12 protein-coding genes are annotated in these 17,361 nt (G+C 30.1%); all 12 read left to right on the top strand.

Annotated elements, in window-relative coordinates; genetic code table 11:
* Window positions 1–11 precede the first annotated feature (11 nt).
* The gene (gene hydA, locus IC218_RS05595; RefSeq protein ID WP_227823992.1) at window positions 12–1,382 is read left to right on the top strand and encodes a dihydropyrimidinase; all 1,371 of its coding nucleotides are present in this window, start codon (window positions 12–14) and stop codon (window positions 1,380–1,382) included.
* A 17-nt stretch (window positions 1,383–1,399) separates the two neighbouring features.
* Window positions 1,400–2,806: an amidohydrolase family protein gene (locus IC218_RS05590; RefSeq protein ID WP_227434961.1), complete on the top strand. Its 1,407-nt coding sequence runs from the start codon at window positions 1,400–1,402 to the stop codon at window positions 2,804–2,806.
* Window positions 2,807–2,884: 78 nt separating this feature from the next.
* Window positions 2,885–3,331: a (2Fe-2S)-binding protein gene (locus IC218_RS05585; protein ID WP_227434963.1), complete on the top strand. Its 447-nt coding sequence runs from the start codon at window positions 2,885–2,887 to the stop codon at window positions 3,329–3,331.
* Window positions 3,332–3,371: 40 nt separating this feature from the next.
* Window positions 3,372–4,166 (top strand): FAD binding domain-containing protein, encoded by a 795-nt coding sequence (locus IC218_RS05580; protein WP_227434965.1) that lies wholly within the window; start codon window positions 3,372–3,374, stop codon window positions 4,164–4,166.
* Window positions 4,156–6,447: a xanthine dehydrogenase family protein molybdopterin-binding subunit gene (locus IC218_RS05575; RefSeq protein WP_227823991.1), complete on the top strand. Its 2,292-nt coding sequence runs from the start codon at window positions 4,156–4,158 to the stop codon at window positions 6,445–6,447. The genes IC218_RS05580 and IC218_RS05575 overlap by 11 nt, the downstream gene beginning before the upstream one ends.
* Window positions 6,448–7,761 (top strand): amidohydrolase family protein, encoded by a 1,314-nt coding sequence (locus IC218_RS05570; RefSeq protein ID WP_227482577.1) that lies wholly within the window; start codon window positions 6,448–6,450, stop codon window positions 7,759–7,761. It abuts the gene before it with no gap.
* A 35-nt stretch (window positions 7,762–7,796) separates the two neighbouring features.
* A complete protein-coding gene (locus tag IC218_RS05565; protein WP_227823990.1) occupies window positions 7,797–8,882 on the top strand; it encodes a dihydroorotate dehydrogenase in 1,086 nt (361 codons plus the stop codon).
* 249 nt (window positions 8,883–9,131) lie between these two features.
* Window positions 9,132–9,980 (top strand): hypothetical protein, encoded by an 849-nt coding sequence (locus tag IC218_RS05560; protein ID WP_227823989.1) that lies wholly within the window; start codon window positions 9,132–9,134, stop codon window positions 9,978–9,980.
* Between the two features lie 1,347 nt (window positions 9,981–11,327).
* The gene (locus IC218_RS05555; protein WP_227823988.1) at window positions 11,328–12,680 is read left to right on the top strand and encodes a uracil-xanthine permease family protein; all 1,353 of its coding nucleotides are present in this window, start codon (window positions 11,328–11,330) and stop codon (window positions 12,678–12,680) included.
* Window positions 12,681–12,787: 107 nt separating this feature from the next.
* The gene (locus IC218_RS05550) at window positions 12,788–13,576 is read left to right on the top strand and encodes an FAD binding domain-containing protein (RefSeq protein ID WP_227823987.1); all 789 of its coding nucleotides are present in this window, start codon (window positions 12,788–12,790) and stop codon (window positions 13,574–13,576) included.
* Window positions 13,576–15,876, top strand: a complete 2,301-nt coding sequence (locus IC218_RS05545; protein ID WP_227482580.1) for a xanthine dehydrogenase family protein molybdopterin-binding subunit — start codon at window positions 13,576–13,578, stop codon at window positions 15,874–15,876. Before IC218_RS05550 ends, IC218_RS05545 begins: the two co-directional genes overlap by 1 nt.
* 140 nt (window positions 15,877–16,016) lie before the next feature.
* Complete coding sequence (locus IC218_RS05540) at window positions 16,017–17,294, top strand: RNA-guided endonuclease InsQ/TnpB family protein (RefSeq protein ID WP_227434986.1); 1,278 nt, start codon at window positions 16,017–16,019, stop codon at window positions 17,292–17,294.
* Window positions 17,295–17,361: the final 67 nt, after the last annotated feature.

The following is a 17,361-nucleotide window of genomic DNA, read 5'->3' as shown; positions in this document are numbered from 1 at the left end:
AGGAGGTATATATGGGAACAATACTAAGAGGTGGAACTATAATTACCTCTGATAAAACTTATATAAGTGATTTAAGAATAGAAGATGAAAAGATAACTGAAATAGGAAATGATTTAGAAATAAATAATGATAAAGTAATTGATGCTACAGGGAGACTTATAATTCCTGGAGGTATAGATACACATACTCACTTTGATATGAATGCAGGCTCTATAACTACTGCTGATAATTTTAAAACAGGAACAAGAGCGGCTATAGCTGGAGGAACTACCACTATACTAGACTTTGCAGAATCAAGTGAAGGAGAAAATCTAATACAAGGTGTAGAAACATATCATAAAAAAGCAAGTGGAAATTGTTATTGTGATTATGGATTTCACATGACAATCACATGCTTAGATAAAGATACATTTACGCACATGGAAAAGCTTATTTCAGATGGAATAGTATCCTTTAAAATGTATATGGCATATGAAGGTATGAAAGTAGATGATGGAACAATATACAAAGTACTAAAGGAAGCTAAAAGCCTAGGTTGTATAGTTGAATTTCATTGTGAGAATGGAGATTTATTGGATGCATTAATAGAAGAACGTTTACAAAATGGAGATTTAGAACCTAAATATCATCCACTTACAAGACCAAACATAGTTGAGAAAGAGGCTGTTTCAAGACTTGCTGATATAACTGAATTGTCAAACTCAAAATCATATGTAGTTCACCTAAGTTGTAAAGAGTCACTAGAAAGTATAAAGATAGCTAGACAAAAAAATGTAGATATGATAGTAGAAACATGTCCGCAATATCTATTATTAGAAGATAGTTTATATAATAAGGATGAATTTGAGGCAGCTAAATATGTAATGTCTCCTCCACTTAGAAAAAAAGAAGATATAGATTTTCTTTGGAAAGGTTTGTCTGAGGGCGATATTCAGACCGTAGGTACAGACCATTGTTCATTTAATTTTAAAGGTCAAAAAGATTTAGGAATTGATAATTTTAGTAAAATACCAAATGGAGCACCAGGTGTTGAACATAGATTATCTCTTTTATATACATATGGGGTTTTGGAAAATAGAATAAGTGTAAATAAATTTGTAGAAGTTACTTCCACAAATGCTGCTAAAATATTTGGGATGTATCCTAAAAAAGGTGAAATAGCTGTAGGAAGTGATGCAGATATAGTGATTTTAAATATAGATAAAGAAGAAATAATCAGTTATAAGAATCAAAAACAAAATGTAGATTATACTCCATATGAAGGAGTTAAAGTCAGATGTAAAGTTGAAGATGTTTTTTTAAGAGGAAAGCATGTAGTACAAAGTTGTAATATCATGGAGCAACCAGCAGGTCAATATATTAAAAGAAAAATTACTAAATAATGCAGGGGGAAATAAGAATGATGGATATACTTATTAAGAATGCCATAATAGTAACTGTAAACAAAGAGAGAGAAGTTATTTTTGATGGGGCATTAGTAGTAAAAGATAACAAGATTGCAGATATTGGGAATTCTAAAGAAATAGAAAGTAAGTACACTGATGTTAAAAAGGTAATAAATGCTAAGGGCAAAGTCCTATTCCCAGGTTTTATAAATACACATAATCATTTATTCCAAACTTTATTAAAAGGATTAGGAGATGATATGGTACTTAAAGATTGGCTAGAAACTATGACATTTCCAGCAGCCAATTATTTAGAGCCAAAGGACACTTATGATGCTGCAATGCTTGGCTGTGTGGAAGGTCTTAGAAGTGGTATAACAACAATGGTTGACTATATGTACCCTCACAGTAAACAAGGTCTTTGTGATGGAATAATAGATGCTTATAAAGAATTAGGAATAAGAGGAATACTTGGAAGAGGATGTATGAACACAGGTGCTCAATTTGGAGTTCATCCTGGAATAATGCAAGACGTAGAAACGGTTGAAAAAGATGTAAGAAGATTGTTTGAAAAACACCACAATACAGAGAATGGAAGAATCAAAATAGGAGTAGCTCCAGCAGCAATATGGTCAAATTCTCAAGAAATGCTTGAGATGCTTTGGAGAGTAGTAAAAGAATATGATGATGCTTTATTTACAGTACATATATCAGAAACTCCTTTTGATAGAGAAGCAGCAAAAGAATTGCATGGGCAATATGACATAGATGTTTTAAAGAAATTGGGAATACTTGGACCAAATGTACTTATGGTACATTGTGTATATTTAACTGAAGAGGATATGGAACTTACTAAAAAATATGACATGAAGGTGTCTCATAACACAGCAAGTAATATGTATTTATCTTCAGGAGTTGCACCAGTACCAGAAATGCTTAAAAAAGGAATAACAGTTAGTTTAGGCGTAGATGGAGCTGCTAGCAATAACTCTCAAGATATGCTTGAACTTATGAAATTAACAGCACTTCAACATAAAGTTAATAAATGTGACCCATTAGCAATGTCAGCAGAAAAAGTTCTTGAACTAGCGACTATAGATGGAGCAAGAGCTATTGGAATGGAAGATGAGATAGGTTCACTAGAAATTGGTAAAAAAGCAGATTTACTAATATTTAATCCAATGCTTTCACCAAAAGCAATACCTATGCATAATCCAGTGTCTACATTAGTATATTCTTCTAGCATGAAAAATATAGAGAGTGTTATAGTGGATGGAAATATAATAATGGAAGATTCAAAAATATTAACAACTGATGAAGAAAAAGTATTAAAAGATGCTCAAGATACAGCTGAGAGACTTTGTGTAAGAGGGACTATAAAGAATAGAATGGAAGGCCATAAGTGGAATAGTCTTTATTAATAAATACAATATTATTCTTAAATAAATTAAATATAGTATAGACTTTGGCTTAAAAATATGAGTTTTGAGGTGATTTATTTGATTATCAAATGTACCATAAATAATAAAGAAAAAGAATTGAATGTAAGACCAGATGATTTTTTAGCAGATACATTAAGGGAAAATGGATATGTAAGTGTTAAAAAAGGTTGTGATACTGGCTCATGTGGTCTATGTACAGTAATGGTAAATAACAAAGCTGTGCTGTCTTGTAATTATCTTACTGCTAGAGTAGAGGGACAACACATTACAACACTTGAAGGCGTAGTAGATGAAGCTAAGAAATTTGGGGATTTTCTTGCGGATGAAGGCGCTGACCAATGTGGATTTTGTGCTCCTGGATTTATAATGATGGTTTTAGCAATGAAAAGAGAACTTCAAAATCCAACAGAAGAAGAAGTTATAGATTATGTAAATGGAAATCTTTGTAGATGTACAGGATATAAAGGTCAACTAAGAGCAATACATAAATATTTGAACACTTAAATTTTTTTAAGTGAAAATTAAATTGATATGGGGAGAGAATATGATAACTATAAAGGAATATGTAGTTCCAAAAAGTTTAGATGAAGCTTATGAACTGCTAATATCAAGAAAAAACAACATAATACTTGGAGGCTGCGGATTTTTAAAACTAGGTAGCAAAAATATTGGTTCAGCAATAGATTTAAAAGACCTAGGTTTAGATTATATAAATGAAACTGAGAATAGTATATTAATTGGAGCAGATACAAGTTTAAGAACTTTAGAATTAAATAAGGTTATTAAAAATTACTGTAGTGGAGTAATTTCAAACGCTGTTTCTAATATAGTAGGAGTTCAATTTAGAAGTGGAGCTAGAGTGGGAGCTAGCGTATTTGCTAAGTATGGATTTTCAGATTTAATACCTTCATTACTAGTAGTAGATGCAAAGGTTAAGTTATATAAAAAAGGGGTTATGAATTTAGCTGATTTTTTAGAAAGTGAGCTTGAAAAAGATATATTAATGGAAATTATATTACCTAAAAAAGATGCTATAGGTGTATTTGATTCAATAAGAAAATGTACAGGTGATTTTGCGGTATTAAATGGGGCAATGTTAAAAGAAGGAAATTCTTATAAAATTGCAATAGGAGCTAGACCAAGAAGAGCAAAGATTGCATACAAAGCAAGTGAAGTGCTAAGCTTAGAAAATGATGCAAACAAAGCTGGAGAGGTATCAAGTGAAGAACTTTCATTTGGAAGTAACATAAGAGGAAGTAAAGAGTATAGAAAAGATATGGCAAAAGCATTAGTTGTTAGAATGTATAATAGTATTGGGGGTGAGTTTAATGGTAAATAAAGAAGTAAGAAAAATAGATAGTGAAGCCATTGTTACTGGTAAACCAATATATACTGAAGATTTAATTTTTCATAGGGATGTTTTGACTATTAAACTTCTTAGAAGCCCACATGCTTTTGCAAAAATAAAAAATATTGATATAAAAAATGCATTAAAAGTAAAAGGTGTAGTAGATATATTTACTTACAAGGATGTACCAAATTATAGATATTCAATGGTTGGAGAATCATATCCAGAAGCATCACCTCATGACCAATTAATACTTGAAGATATAGTGAGATATGTAGGAGATGAAGTTGCTATAATAGCGGCTGAAGATGAAAGAGCAGCTATTAAAGCAATGAAACTTATAAAAGTTGAATATGAAGTAATGACACCAATATTAGATGCAAGAGAATCAGAAGGTAATAAAATTTTAATACATGAAGAAGATGATTTGTTTTGTCCGTTTGATTTTGGATTAGATGCTACAAAAAATATAGTATCAAGAGAAAAAATGGGTAAAGGTGATGTAGAAAAAGAGTTTAAAGAGTGTGATGTGATAGTAGAAGAATCTTATATGACTCAATCACAAGCACATTGTATGATGGAAACTCATAGAGCTTACACATATATAGATACTAATGGTAGACTAGTAGTAACTTCTGCAAATCAATCAGCTTATCATATGAGAAGACAGGTTTCAAGAGCATTGGGAATACCTCTTTCAAAGGTGAGAGTAATAAAGCCAAGGATAGGTGGAGGTTTTGGTGGAAAAAATATAGCTGTAACAGAGATATATGCGTCATTTGTAACTTGGATGACGAAAAGACCAGCAAAACTTATATATACTAGAGAAGAAACTTTTGCAATGACTAATACTAGACATCAGATGTTTTTTGACATAAAAGTTGGAGCAGATAAAGAAGGAAATATAAAAGCTATAGATATGAAAGCATTAAACAATACAGGTGCTTATGGTGACAATGGACCTTCAGTTTGTTCCGAGTCAGGGCATAATGTGCTTCCAACCTATAATAATGTACCTGCAATAAAGTTTGATGGAAGGACTGTATATACTAACTTAGTTCCAGGGGGAGCATTGAGAGGGTACGGAGCAACTCAAGGTACATTTGCACTTGATTGTGCAATAGACGAATTAGCACATAAACTTAATATGGACCCAACAGAAATAAAATTAAAAAACATTATAAAAAAGCAAACTGAAGGCGGAATAATGAATTTTCCAATAAGAAGTTGTGCACTTGATGAATGTATAATTAGAGGCAAAAAGCTAATTGGATGGGATGAAAAATATCCTGTTATAGATATTGGGAATAATAAAGTAAGAGCTGTTGGAATGTCAGTTGGAACTCATGGTTCTGGTATAGCTAACATAGATATGGCAATAGTAAATATGAGAATGGATGAGGATGGAACTTATAAGTTATTTTCTGGGTCTTCAGATTTAGGAACTGGTTCTGATACAATACTTGCACAAATTGCTGCCAAGACACTAAATACATCTATTGATAGAATTTCTGTTTATACAGGAGATACAGATATGTGTCCATATGATACTGGAGCATATGCTTCTTGTACTACTTATGTAACTGGAAATGCTACAATAAAGTCAGCTGAAAGTTTAAAACAAAAGATATTAAAAGTAGCACAGAAGAAATTAGACCTACCAATCGATGATTTAATGCTATATGAAGACAGAGTTTGTTATAGTGAGGATGTAGAAAAGTTTGTTTTATTAAGTGAATTAGGAAGAGAATCTGTTGGTGGTGGAAATCAAGATGTCTTATACTCATCTGAATCTTATGGGATAAAAGAGAGTGCAAAACCATTTTTAGCAGGTTTTGCAGAGATTGAACTAGATAAAACAACAGGTGAGTTTAAGGTGATAAACTATGCTTGTTCAACTGATTGTGGTACAGTTATGAATCCTGCACTTGCAAGAATACAAGTTGAAGGAGGAGTAACTCAAGGTATAGGGCTTGCAATGTATGAAGATCCTAGACATGGTTCTGATGGTAAACTTCAGACTTCTAATTTGTTACAGTATAAAGTTCCAACAAAAAAGGATATAGGAAATATATTAGTAGATTTTGTAGATAATTATGACCCAACAGGACCATATGGAGCAAAATCTTTAGGAGAGATAGTTATTCATACGCCAGCACCAGCAATAGCAAATGCAATTTTTAATGCAGTAGGTGTGAATATAAGAGAACTTCCTATAACTTCTGAAAAGGTTTATATGGCTATGAAAAAACTAAATCAGGGAGGTAAATAAATGGTTGCTATAAAAAGTAAATACTTAATATCTTCTGCTGATGAAATATATACAAATTATGCTGTTGTAATAGAAAATGACATTATAAAAGATATATTGCCAAATGAAGAAGTTGAATTAAAATATAAAGATATTTCAGAGATAATAAATAAATCAGATGCCATAGTAATGCCAGGCTTTATCAATGGGCATATGCATCAATATGGAGTGCTTTCTAGAGGAATACCAGCAAATGTACATTTTACTGATTTCGAAGGATTTTTAAATGACTATTGGTGGCCGTTTATAGAAAATAGAATAGGACTAAAGGAAGTAAAAGCCACAACTAAAGCATCTGCAATAGAACTTATAGAATCTGGTGTAGTAGCATTTTGTGACACATTAGAAGCTCCAAATACAGAAAAAGGAACTTTAATTGAGCAAGGGAAGATACTAGAAGAAATAGGAATGAAAGCAGTTTTATCTCTAGAAAGTTGTGAAAGAATAAGTTATGAAAATGGGTTAAGATGTTTAGATGAAAATTCTAATTTAATAAAATGGAGTAGAGAAAACAGTAAATTAATAAATGGAATAATGTGTACACATACTAGTTTCACATGTTCAGATAAATTTATCAAAAAAGCTAAAGAAGATGCAAGAAAATTAGAGGCACCAATGCAATTTCATTTATGTGAGAGTATATATGAACCAAACTACTCTAAAAAACACTTTAATAAAAAAGCAGTTGATTACTACAATGATTTAGATATATTAGATGAGACTGTATTAGCGTCTCAATGTGTAAAAGTAGATGATGAAGAGATAGACATATTAAAGGAGAAAGGTGTAAAGGTAGTTCACATGCCTCTTAGTAATTGTGAAGTAGGTGGCGGTTTTTCTCCAGTTCCACGAATGATTAAAAAAGGCATAAAAGTAGCATTAGGCACAGATGGATATATAAATGATTTTTTTGAAGTTATGAGAGGTGCATTTTTAATGCATAAATCAGTTGAAGAAGATGCATCTGTAATGCCCGCAAGTTTAGTATTTAAGATGGCAACAGAACATGGTGCTTATGCATTGGGACTTCAAAAATCAGGAAAAATAACAGTTGGTAATAAAGCAGATATAATAGTTATGGAAGATGAATTTAAAACTCCTGTAACACTTGATAATATATTTGACCAGATAGTAGTGCAAGGTAAAAAAGAATTTATATCAAATGTATACATAGATGGTAAACATATTTTAAAAGAAAAACAATTGGTTAACTTAGATAAAAAAGCTATTGTTAAAGAAATGAAAGATGTTGCCTGTGAATTCTGGAAGTTTTAATAAATGTAAATAAATATGAAAAGGGGAAGTAAATAATGTATAATTTTTTAGGGAAAGAATTAAAATCACCTTTTATAATAGGTTCAGGTCCGTTGACATATAGTGCAGCTGGATGTAAGATACTAAGTGATGCAGGAGCAGGAGCAGTTGTTACTAAGACAATAAGAAAAGAAAGAGCTATAAATCCAGCACCTCATATGGTGAGAAATACAGCTAATGCTCTTTTAAATAATGAGAAATGGACAGATTTTGAACCAGAGCAATGGATAGATTTTGAAATACCACAAATGAAAAAAGATGGAACTGTATGTATAGCTTCAGTAGGTCATACAATAGAAGAAAGTAGTGAACTAGTAGAAAAGATTGCAAATGCAGGAGCTGATTTTATAGAGCTGGTATCTTATGACTATAGAGATTTAATACCAATGCTTAAGGATGCGAAAGAAAGAGTGAATATACCAGTAATAGTTAAACTTCCTCCTATGATAGATGAAATAGGGGCTTTTGCTAAAAAATTAGAAGAAGCAGGAGCAGATGCAATAACTGCTTGTGATTCTGTAGGACCAGCACTTAGAATAGATATAGAAACTGGCCAACCTTTATTAGGTGGAAATGGAATTGGATATTTAAGTGGAGAAACTATTAAACCAATAACTCTACAAAGAATATATGAAATAAAAAAAGAGGTAAATATACCTATAATTGGATTAGGTGGATGTGTAAGTGGAGATGATGCTTTAGAGATGATTATGGCAGGTGCTGACTTCGTTGGTATATGTTCAGTAGTAATATTAAAAGGAGCTCAAGTAATAGCTAAAATACACAATGACCTAAATTCTAATCTTGACAGACTAGGATATAAAACTATAGAAAATGCTTGTGGGGTAGTACATAAGCATATGGGAGAGGTAAATGAAAGACTTAGTTTTGAATTTACTTATGATGAAGAAAAGTGTACTAAATGTAAGATGTGCGAGAGAGTGTGTGCATATCAAGCTAGAAAATTAAATGACAAGATGGAATTAAATGAAGATGAATGTAGATATTGTGGTCTTTGTATATCAGTATGTAAACCAAAGGCACTTGGAAGAAAGATTTCATGTCCAGAATTAAATGCATAAGATGTTTTATAAAAAATATAACTTCAAAAGATAAAAATTTATATACAGATAAAGGATACCATATTAAAATGGTATCCTTTTGTTTGTAATTATTATTTTTAGATTTATATCTATATTAATTATTTTTTGTAGTAATTATACATAATAATTTTAATAATTAAATTTATAACAACTATTTTAGATATATATGTTAACATTGTATAGCATTTGTATAAGATGTTATAATAATTAATAGGGATGGTGATGTAAGTGGAAGATAAAATTTTAGAATTATTACATATTATAAATAAAGATGTGGTTAGCATGAAAAATGACATGTCAGAAGTAAAACAAGAAATAAGTGTAATGAAAGAAGAAATAAGCGAAGTGAAACAAGAAATATGCATAATAAAAAATGACATGTCAGAAGTAAGACAAGAAGTAAGTGTGATGAAAAAAGAAATGAATGAAGTAAAACAAGAAGTAAGTGTAATGAAGAAGGAAATGAGTGAAGTAAAGCAAGAAGTAAGTGTAATGAAAAAAGAAATGAATGAAGTAAAACAAGAAGTAAGTGTAATGAAAGAAGAAATGAATGAAGTAAAACAAGAAGTAAGTATAATGAAGAAAGAAATGAGCGAAGTAAAACAAAAAATAAGTGTAATGAAAGAAGAAATGAATGAAGTAAAACAAGAAGTAAGTATGATGAAGAAAGAAATAAATGTAGTGAAAGAGAATTTACATGAAGTTAAATTAGAAATGAACTCTATGCAAAATCAAATAAGTAGTGCAAGTAAAGATATAAGTGAAATTAAAGCAGAAAGTATTGTAGTTAATGAAAAACTATATGAAATAGATGTTAAAGTAGATGCCTTAGAATCTGAAGGAAAATCAATTAAAGAACAACAAATTGAACAAAATAGTATTTTAGGAAGTTTATTACATAACTCTGAAATAAATAAAGCTACTCATGATAATATGGAACATAGTATAGCACATATAAAAGGTGATACAAACTCCATAAAAGAAGATGTTTCAGAAATAAGAAGAGATTTAAATTTAGTAGAATTAGCTACAAGCAAAAATTGGAGCGATATTGTAAAATTAAAATCAGCTAGATAATCTTTTAATTACATTAACTTATCATCCATAAAAGTATAAACTTTCATATAAAAATAGATGCTTATAATAGTCTTACTATTTATTATAAATTTTAGAAATTAAAATAAAAATTTGAGAAAAGATCATTTGAAAAATACTTTTGGTCTTTTTTTTATGTAATTATAAAAATATCATAAAAATAAAATTTAAAATTTGCTTAATAAAAAATTACAGAACAGTTGGAATAAGTAAATTTTTATCAAGGAAAGTATAAAAAAATTATTCTATGCAAATATTGGCATTAAAATTGCTGTATAGAAATAATAAATAGTAATGTACATAAAGATTGTATTATACAATAGTATTACTATTTTTAATTATAGATATTGGTTTATATCTATATGCTAGATAGAAACTTGTATGTTTTATGTTGCAGATACAAATATAGTAAAGGAGAGTACATGGGTACAACTGAGATACATAGCTTATTAAGTTTTTCTGTCTTATGATAATTATATTATAAAATATTCATAAATATTTTGATTTTCAATTTGAAAATTATTTTATGCTTAAATTAATTATTATGTAATTAATTTAATAACAAAAACAGTGAAAGAGTAAATAATATTATTTACAGGGGGTAATAAAAAAGTATATTAAATAAGTTGTACTTTTAGCCCCGTACATAAAGAAATTTATGTAGGACACAACTTTAAAACCAGTAAATCCTAAAGCCTTGCAACTACAATAAAAGATAGAAAGAAACTTTTATGAATGTGGTGAAAACCAGAAATAATAGCAAGGATGGTATATGGTGAGAGCCTAAGTACTTTACAATGGACATTTGGTCGCCAAGCCTAGAAATAGGAAGGTCAAACGACTATCTCGAAAGAGAGTACACTATAAGCTATTGATAGTGGAAACGGGTTGCTCTTAACAGGTAATGCTGAAGATGAAGAAATAGTCTACGCTCATATGAAAGTATGAGGTCACTTAAGATTAAAGTGGCATCTATAAAGTAGCGTTTATAGGTAAATGTTTAAAACTTACAAGATATAAATACTTATGAAAACTTATAACTTATAATGATTAAGATTGAAAGATTTAGATTGGATTAGAATTGTTGTAAAAAATTTTAAAGTCCATAGCTACAATACTCTTATATTTGTAAAGCACTATAGAACATATACAAAATAATAGAATAAATTTAATTGTTAATAATTAAATTTGTTGTACGTGATTTTTAAGTATAAAAACTTAAATGTATTACTGAGTATAGTAAGATTTATAAAAGTCATTTAATTTAATATATTAAATTTTTAAGTATTTATATAATTCAATAAGTTTTATGTAACGGGAGTTTTTATTATGAAAGCAAAAAGTACATCAAAATTTGAATTAGACGGAATACCACCACTAAAGGAAGCAATACCTTTGGGGTTACAACACTTAATGGCAATGGTAATAGGTAGCTGTTTACCAGCGATACTAGTTGCAAATGCGGCTGGACTTAATCATAAAATGTCTACACTATTAATTCAAGCTGCTTTAATTTTTGCAGGATTATCAACTTTGTTACAATTATATCCAATACCACTATTTAAAGGTTTTAAATTGGGAGGAGGAATACCAGTTATAATGGGAGCTACAGCAATGTTTATAGGAGCTGGAGTTTCTGTTGCAGGCAAGTATGGATTACCTGTCTTATTTGGCTCTCAAATAGTCGCTGGTATAGTGATAATCATAATTGGTTTTGGTCTTAAAAAAATAAGGTTTATATTTACCCCAGTCGTATCTGGTACTATAGTTGCATGTATGGGTCTTGGACTTTTTCCAATAGCTATAAAAAACTTAGCTGGAGGTATGGGTAATGAGACATTTGGACAACCAATTAATTTTATAGTTGGAATAGCTGTATCACTTATGATATTAGGATTAAATAAATATGGAAAAGGATTGTTTAAAGATGCATCAATATTAGTTAGCATAGTTTTTGGATATATTTTATCACTAATTTTGGGAATAGTAAATTTTTCTTCAATTCAAGAGTTTACTTTGGTTGCACTTCCAAAACCACTTGCTTTTGGATTGGATATAAAGCTTGAGGTTGTAGTAATGTTTTCAATAATATATTTGGTTGAAATAGCTGATATTATGGGAGCATGTACACTTTCTACAGTAGGAGGACTTAATAGACAAGTTACAGATGAAGAACTTTCTTCTGCTGTTTTAGGAAATGGAGTATTATCTACAATAGGAGCATTATTTTCTGCTACTCCAATGGGAATGTTTGGTCAGAATTCTGCAATCGTTTCTAATACAAAAATTATAAGTAAATTTGTACTAGCTATTGGAGGCATTGGATTATTTCTGGCGGGAGTATCACCTTTATTAGCTAATTTAATCAGAACAATACCTCCTTGTGTGGTTGGAGGAGCAACACTCGTAATATTTTCAACTCTTACAACATCTGGATTAAGACTTGTTAGTATGGATGGTTTTAATCAAGAAAATAGTATGATATTAGGTCTTTCTATGGCAACTGGGATAGGATTTATGGTAGTTCCTCAGGTTCTTGAAAAATCTCCAAAATTTATAGAAACACTACTTGCAGATTCAAGTGTAGTTTCAGGAGCTATGGTTGCTATAATAGTTCAAGGTTTATATATGATAAAATTTTCAAAAGGTAAGGACAATAAAAATAAAAAGGAAAATATATAGAGTAAAAAACTAATAGAATTAAATTAAGTTTACTATATATTTATAAAAATAAAGCAAAGTACTTAGTAGGTTTCAAGTTTTAATAAATATAATATAAGGGGGATAAGATGGTTACTATAAAAGAATATTCTGTTCCACAAAGCCTAGAAGAAGCATATAAAATTTTGATTTCTAAAAAAAATAATGTTATTTTAGGTGGTTGCGGATTTATAAAATTAAGCAATAAAAACATAGGAACAGCCATAGATTTAAAGGATGTAAATCTAGACTATATAAAAGAGGATGAAAAAAATATACTAATAGGAGCAGATACATCTTTGAGAAGTTTAGAAATAAACAAAACTATTAAAAATTATTGTAGTGGAATAGTCTCAAGTGCTGTTTCTAATATAGTTGGTGTTCAATTTAGACAAGGTGCAAGAATTGGAGCTAGTGTATTTTCAAAGTATGGTTTTTCTGACTTGATTACAGCACTTTTAGTTGTTGGTGCGAAGGTAAGGTTATACAATAGTGGAATATTAGAGTTAAATGAGTTTTTGGATAGTGAATTAAATAAAGATATATTAATTGAGGTAATACTTCCTAAGAAAGATGCAGTAGCTGTATTTGATTCAATAAGAAAGTGTACAGGAGATTTTGCTATATTAAATTCAGCTATGTTAAAAGAAAATGATACTTATAAAATAGCAATTGGAGCAAGGCCTCAAAGAGCTAAATTAGCACTTGAAGCAAGTCAAATATTGAGCAAAGAAAAGGATATAGATAAAGCATCTATTATTGTAGGTAAAGAATTAATTTATGGAAGTAATATGAGGGCAAGTAAAGAATATAGAATAGATATGGCAAGTGCACTGCTTAAGAGGATGTATAGTGCTATTGAGGGAGGTAATAAATAATGATTAATAAGGGGATAAGAAAGATAGATAGTACAGCAATTGTGACAGGAAAGCCACTATATACTGAAGACCTTATTATGCATAAAGATGTTTTGACTCTTAAACTTCTTAGAAGTCCACATGCACATGCCAAAATAAAGAATATAGACACGTCAAAAGCTGAAAAAATTCCAGGAGTTGTAGGAATTTATACCTATAAAGATGTACCACAAGTTAGATATTGTGTTCCAGGTCAAACAGAACCAGAAGCATCTCCTTATGATAGAGTTTTACTTGAGGATACAGTTAGATTTGTTGGAGATGAGGTAGCATTAGTAGCAGCAGAAGATGAAAAAACTGCACTTAAAGCTTTAAAAATGATAAAAGTAGAGTATGAGATTTTAAAGCCTGTATTTAATGCAAAAGAAGCAGAAGGAAATGAAGTTATTATACATCCAGAACAAGATATAGTAGAACCGTATCCTTTTGGATTAGATGCAAAAAATAATATAGTATCAAAAGAGTTTTTCGAGTTTGGTGATGTTGAGGCTAAGCTTAAAGAAAGTGAATTTGTGGTAGAAGCATCATATAAGACTCAAAGTCAATCACATTGTATGATGGAAACTCATAGGTCATATGCATATAAAGATATAAATGATAGGATTGTTGTTGTGTCATCATTACAATCACCACACAATGTAAAGAGAATACTTAGAAAAGTATTGGGGATTCCTTCTTCTAAAATAAGGGTGATAAAGCCTAGAATAGGTGGTGGATTTGGAGGAAAGAATATAGCAGCAACCGATATATTTACTGCATTTGTGACTATGAAAACTGGAAGACCAGCAAAATTTGTCTTTACAAGAAGTGAAACCTTTGTAGGTTCTAATAGTAGGCATGAAATGTTTTTTGATGTTAGAGTAGGTGCAGACAAAGAAGGAAATTTAAAGGCGATAGAATTAAAGTCACTAAATAATACAGGTGCCTATGGTGGTAATGGAGTTTCTGTTTCTTCAGAATCAGGTCATAATACATTACCAATATATAATGATATTGATGCTGTTAGATTTGATGCTAGAACAGTATATACTAATAGATTACCAGCAGGTGCACTTAGAGGTTATGGAGCTACACAAGGCATATTTGCAATAGATAGTGCTATTGATGAATTAGCCAATAAGATTGGTATAGATCCTCTTGAATTTAGAGTTAAAAACATAATAGATAGGTACACTAATGGAAAAGCAGCAGAAGAAGAAATTCTAAGCTGTGAATTAAAACAGTGTATAGAAAAAGGGAAAAAATTAATTAATTGGGATGATAAATACCCATGTAAAGATATAGGTAATAACAAGGTAAGAGCAGTAGGAATGGCAGTGGCAAATCATGGTTCTGGTATACCACGTGTAGATATGGCAACAGTGACTATACGAATGGACGAAGATGGGACATATAAGTTATTATCTGGTCTTGCTGATTTAGGTCAAGGTGCTGATACAATTCAAGCACAAATTGCTGCAGAGACTTTAAATACGACTGTAGATAGAATATCTGTTTATACAGGTGATTCAGACCTATGTCCATATGATACAGGTGCGTTTGCTTCTTGTACTACAACAGTTACAGGAAATGCAACAATAAAAACAGCAAATAAATTAAAAGAAATAATACTTTCAGTAGCAGAATCAAAACTAGAGTCTAAAAAAGAGGATTTAGAGTTAAGTAAAGATAGAGTTTTTGTTAAGAATGATGAGAGTAAATTTGTGTTATTAGAGGAATTAGGAAGAGAGTCAGTTGGAGGTATAGGGTTTTCAAGTGACGATGTACCAGTTGTTTTAGAAGCAACAGAATCATTTGGTATGTTAAAAAGAATAAAACCATTTATAGCAGGATTTGCTGAAATAGAACTAGATAAAAATACAGGAGAATATAAGGTAATAAATTTTGCATGTGTACCTGACTGTGGTACGGTTATAAATCCAACATTAGCGAGAATACAAGTAGAAGGTGGAGTAATGATGGGGATAGGGTTTGCAATGTATGAAGACCCTAAATTTGATAAAGATGGAAAGTTATTGACAGACAGTTTCTTGCAGTATAAGGTTCCTACAAAAAAAGAAGTAGGAAATATATTAGTAGATTTTGCTGATAATTTTGACCCAGGAGGGCCTTATGGAGCTAAATCTTTAGGAGAAATAGTTATACATACGCCAGCACCAGCAATTGCAAATGCAATTTTTAATGCTACTGGAGTTCGTATAAGAGAGCTTCCTATAACTTTTGAAAAAGTGTACATGGGGATGAAAAACAACAACAAATAAATTTAATAAATGATATACTATAAAAGTATAAATTTAAGTTATTTTGCAAAATAAAGTAATTTAATAGACATTATATATGGTGCTTTATAAAAATACCATATATAATGTCTAATAGAGTAGGAGTTAAAGGAGGTGAGTTTATGCCAAATAGAACAAAAAACATACATTATGGGACTCAGAGACAACAATTAAAAAATTTAACTAAGAAAGAATATCAGGCTTTGCGAGAGATGTGCTTTTTAGCAAAGAACTTGTATAATGTTGGTACATATAATGTCAGACAACACTACTTTAATCAAGGGGAGCATCTTAATTATGAAGCCAATTATCACGTATGTAAAGAAAATGAAAACTATAAACTACTCAATAGTAATGTAGCACAACAAATACTAAAAGAAGTTGATAGTTCATTTAGGTCATTTTTTGGTTTAATTAAATTAGCTAAAGAAGGCAAGTATGATTTTAGAGGAATAAAATCACCTAAGTATTTAGATAAAGAAGGATTTTTTAGTATAATAATAGGACAAATAAGAATTAAAGAGGATGGAATTTTAAATGTGCCTATGTCTCCCGTATTTAAAAAAATGTATGGAAAGGTGAGTATAAAAGTTCCAAATAATATATTAGACAAAAAAGTTAAGGAAATAAGAATAATACCTAAACATAAGGCTAGGTTCTTTGAAATTCAGTATTGTTATGAAATACCGAAATCAGAGGAAGTTTCAAATAAAAAAAATGCACTGGCAATAGATTTAGGTTTAGAAAACTTATGTACTTGTACTACCAACTTAGGTGATAGTTTTATTATAGATGGAAGAAGGCTTAAGTCTGTGAACCAATGGGCAAATAAGCAAAATGATAAAATAGAGGCTTTAAAATTAAAAAAGAATATAAGTTTAATTACAAGAAAACAATTTAAAGTATGGAATAAAAGAAATAATCAGGTTAAAGACTATGTAAATAAAACTTGCTTTTACATAATTGACTACTGTGTAAAAAATAATATTGGCAATTTGATTGTAGGATATAATGCTAAGTTAGAAAAAAGTGATAATATGGAAAAGAAAATATATAGAAATTTTATAAGAATTCCTTTTGGAGAGATAAAAGGAAAACTAGAGTATCTATGTAAAATAAAAAATATTAATTTCATTAGACAAGAAGAAAGTTATACTAGTAAATCAGATTTTTTTGCCAATGATTACCTTCCTGATATTAATTTGGATGATGTACAGAAACACAAATTTAAGGGAGAAAGAATAACACGTGGTCAATATAAATCTAGTATGGGTATGATTATAAATGCGGATGTAAATGCAAGTCTTAATATATTAAAAAAATCACAAATAGTTGATTTATCTTACTTGCAGAATAATCCTCAGATGTTAAAGCAACCACAAAGAATAAGAATATCTTAATAATAATTAAAAGATAAACTGATAGCGTATAAGCTTACAGCTTAGCGGCGAATTGGATCCGCCTTGT

The organism is Clostridioides sp. ES-S-0005-03, from assembly GCF_020658455.1.
GTDB lineage: Bacteria > Bacillota > Clostridia > Peptostreptococcales > Peptostreptococcaceae > Clostridioides.
This window is presented reverse-complemented; position numbering and strand designations above follow the sequence as displayed.

Coding starts and splice junctions, on each gene's coding strand:
- hydA (WP_227823992.1), top strand. CDS start 12: ATGGGAACAATACTAAGAGGTGGAACTATAATTACCTCTGATAAAACT.
- IC218_RS05590 (WP_227434961.1), top strand. CDS start 1,400: ATGATGGATATACTTATTAAGAATGCCATAATAGTAACTGTAAACAAA.
- IC218_RS05580 (WP_227434965.1), top strand. CDS start 3,372: ATGATAACTATAAAGGAATATGTAGTTCCAAAAAGTTTAGATGAAGCT.
- IC218_RS05575 (WP_227823991.1), top strand. CDS start 4,156: ATGGTAAATAAAGAAGTAAGAAAAATAGATAGTGAAGCCATTGTTACT.
- IC218_RS05570 (WP_227482577.1), top strand. CDS start 6,448: ATGGTTGCTATAAAAAGTAAATACTTAATATCTTCTGCTGATGAAATA.
- IC218_RS05565 (WP_227823990.1), top strand. CDS start 7,797: ATGTATAATTTTTTAGGGAAAGAATTAAAATCACCTTTTATAATAGGT.
- IC218_RS05555 (WP_227823988.1), top strand. CDS start 11,328: ATGAAAGCAAAAAGTACATCAAAATTTGAATTAGACGGAATACCACCA.
- IC218_RS05550 (WP_227823987.1), top strand. CDS start 12,788: ATGGTTACTATAAAAGAATATTCTGTTCCACAAAGCCTAGAAGAAGCA.
- IC218_RS05545 (WP_227482580.1), top strand. CDS start 13,576: ATGATTAATAAGGGGATAAGAAAGATAGATAGTACAGCAATTGTGACA.
- IC218_RS05540 (WP_227434986.1), top strand. CDS start 16,017: ATGCCAAATAGAACAAAAAACATACATTATGGGACTCAGAGACAACAA.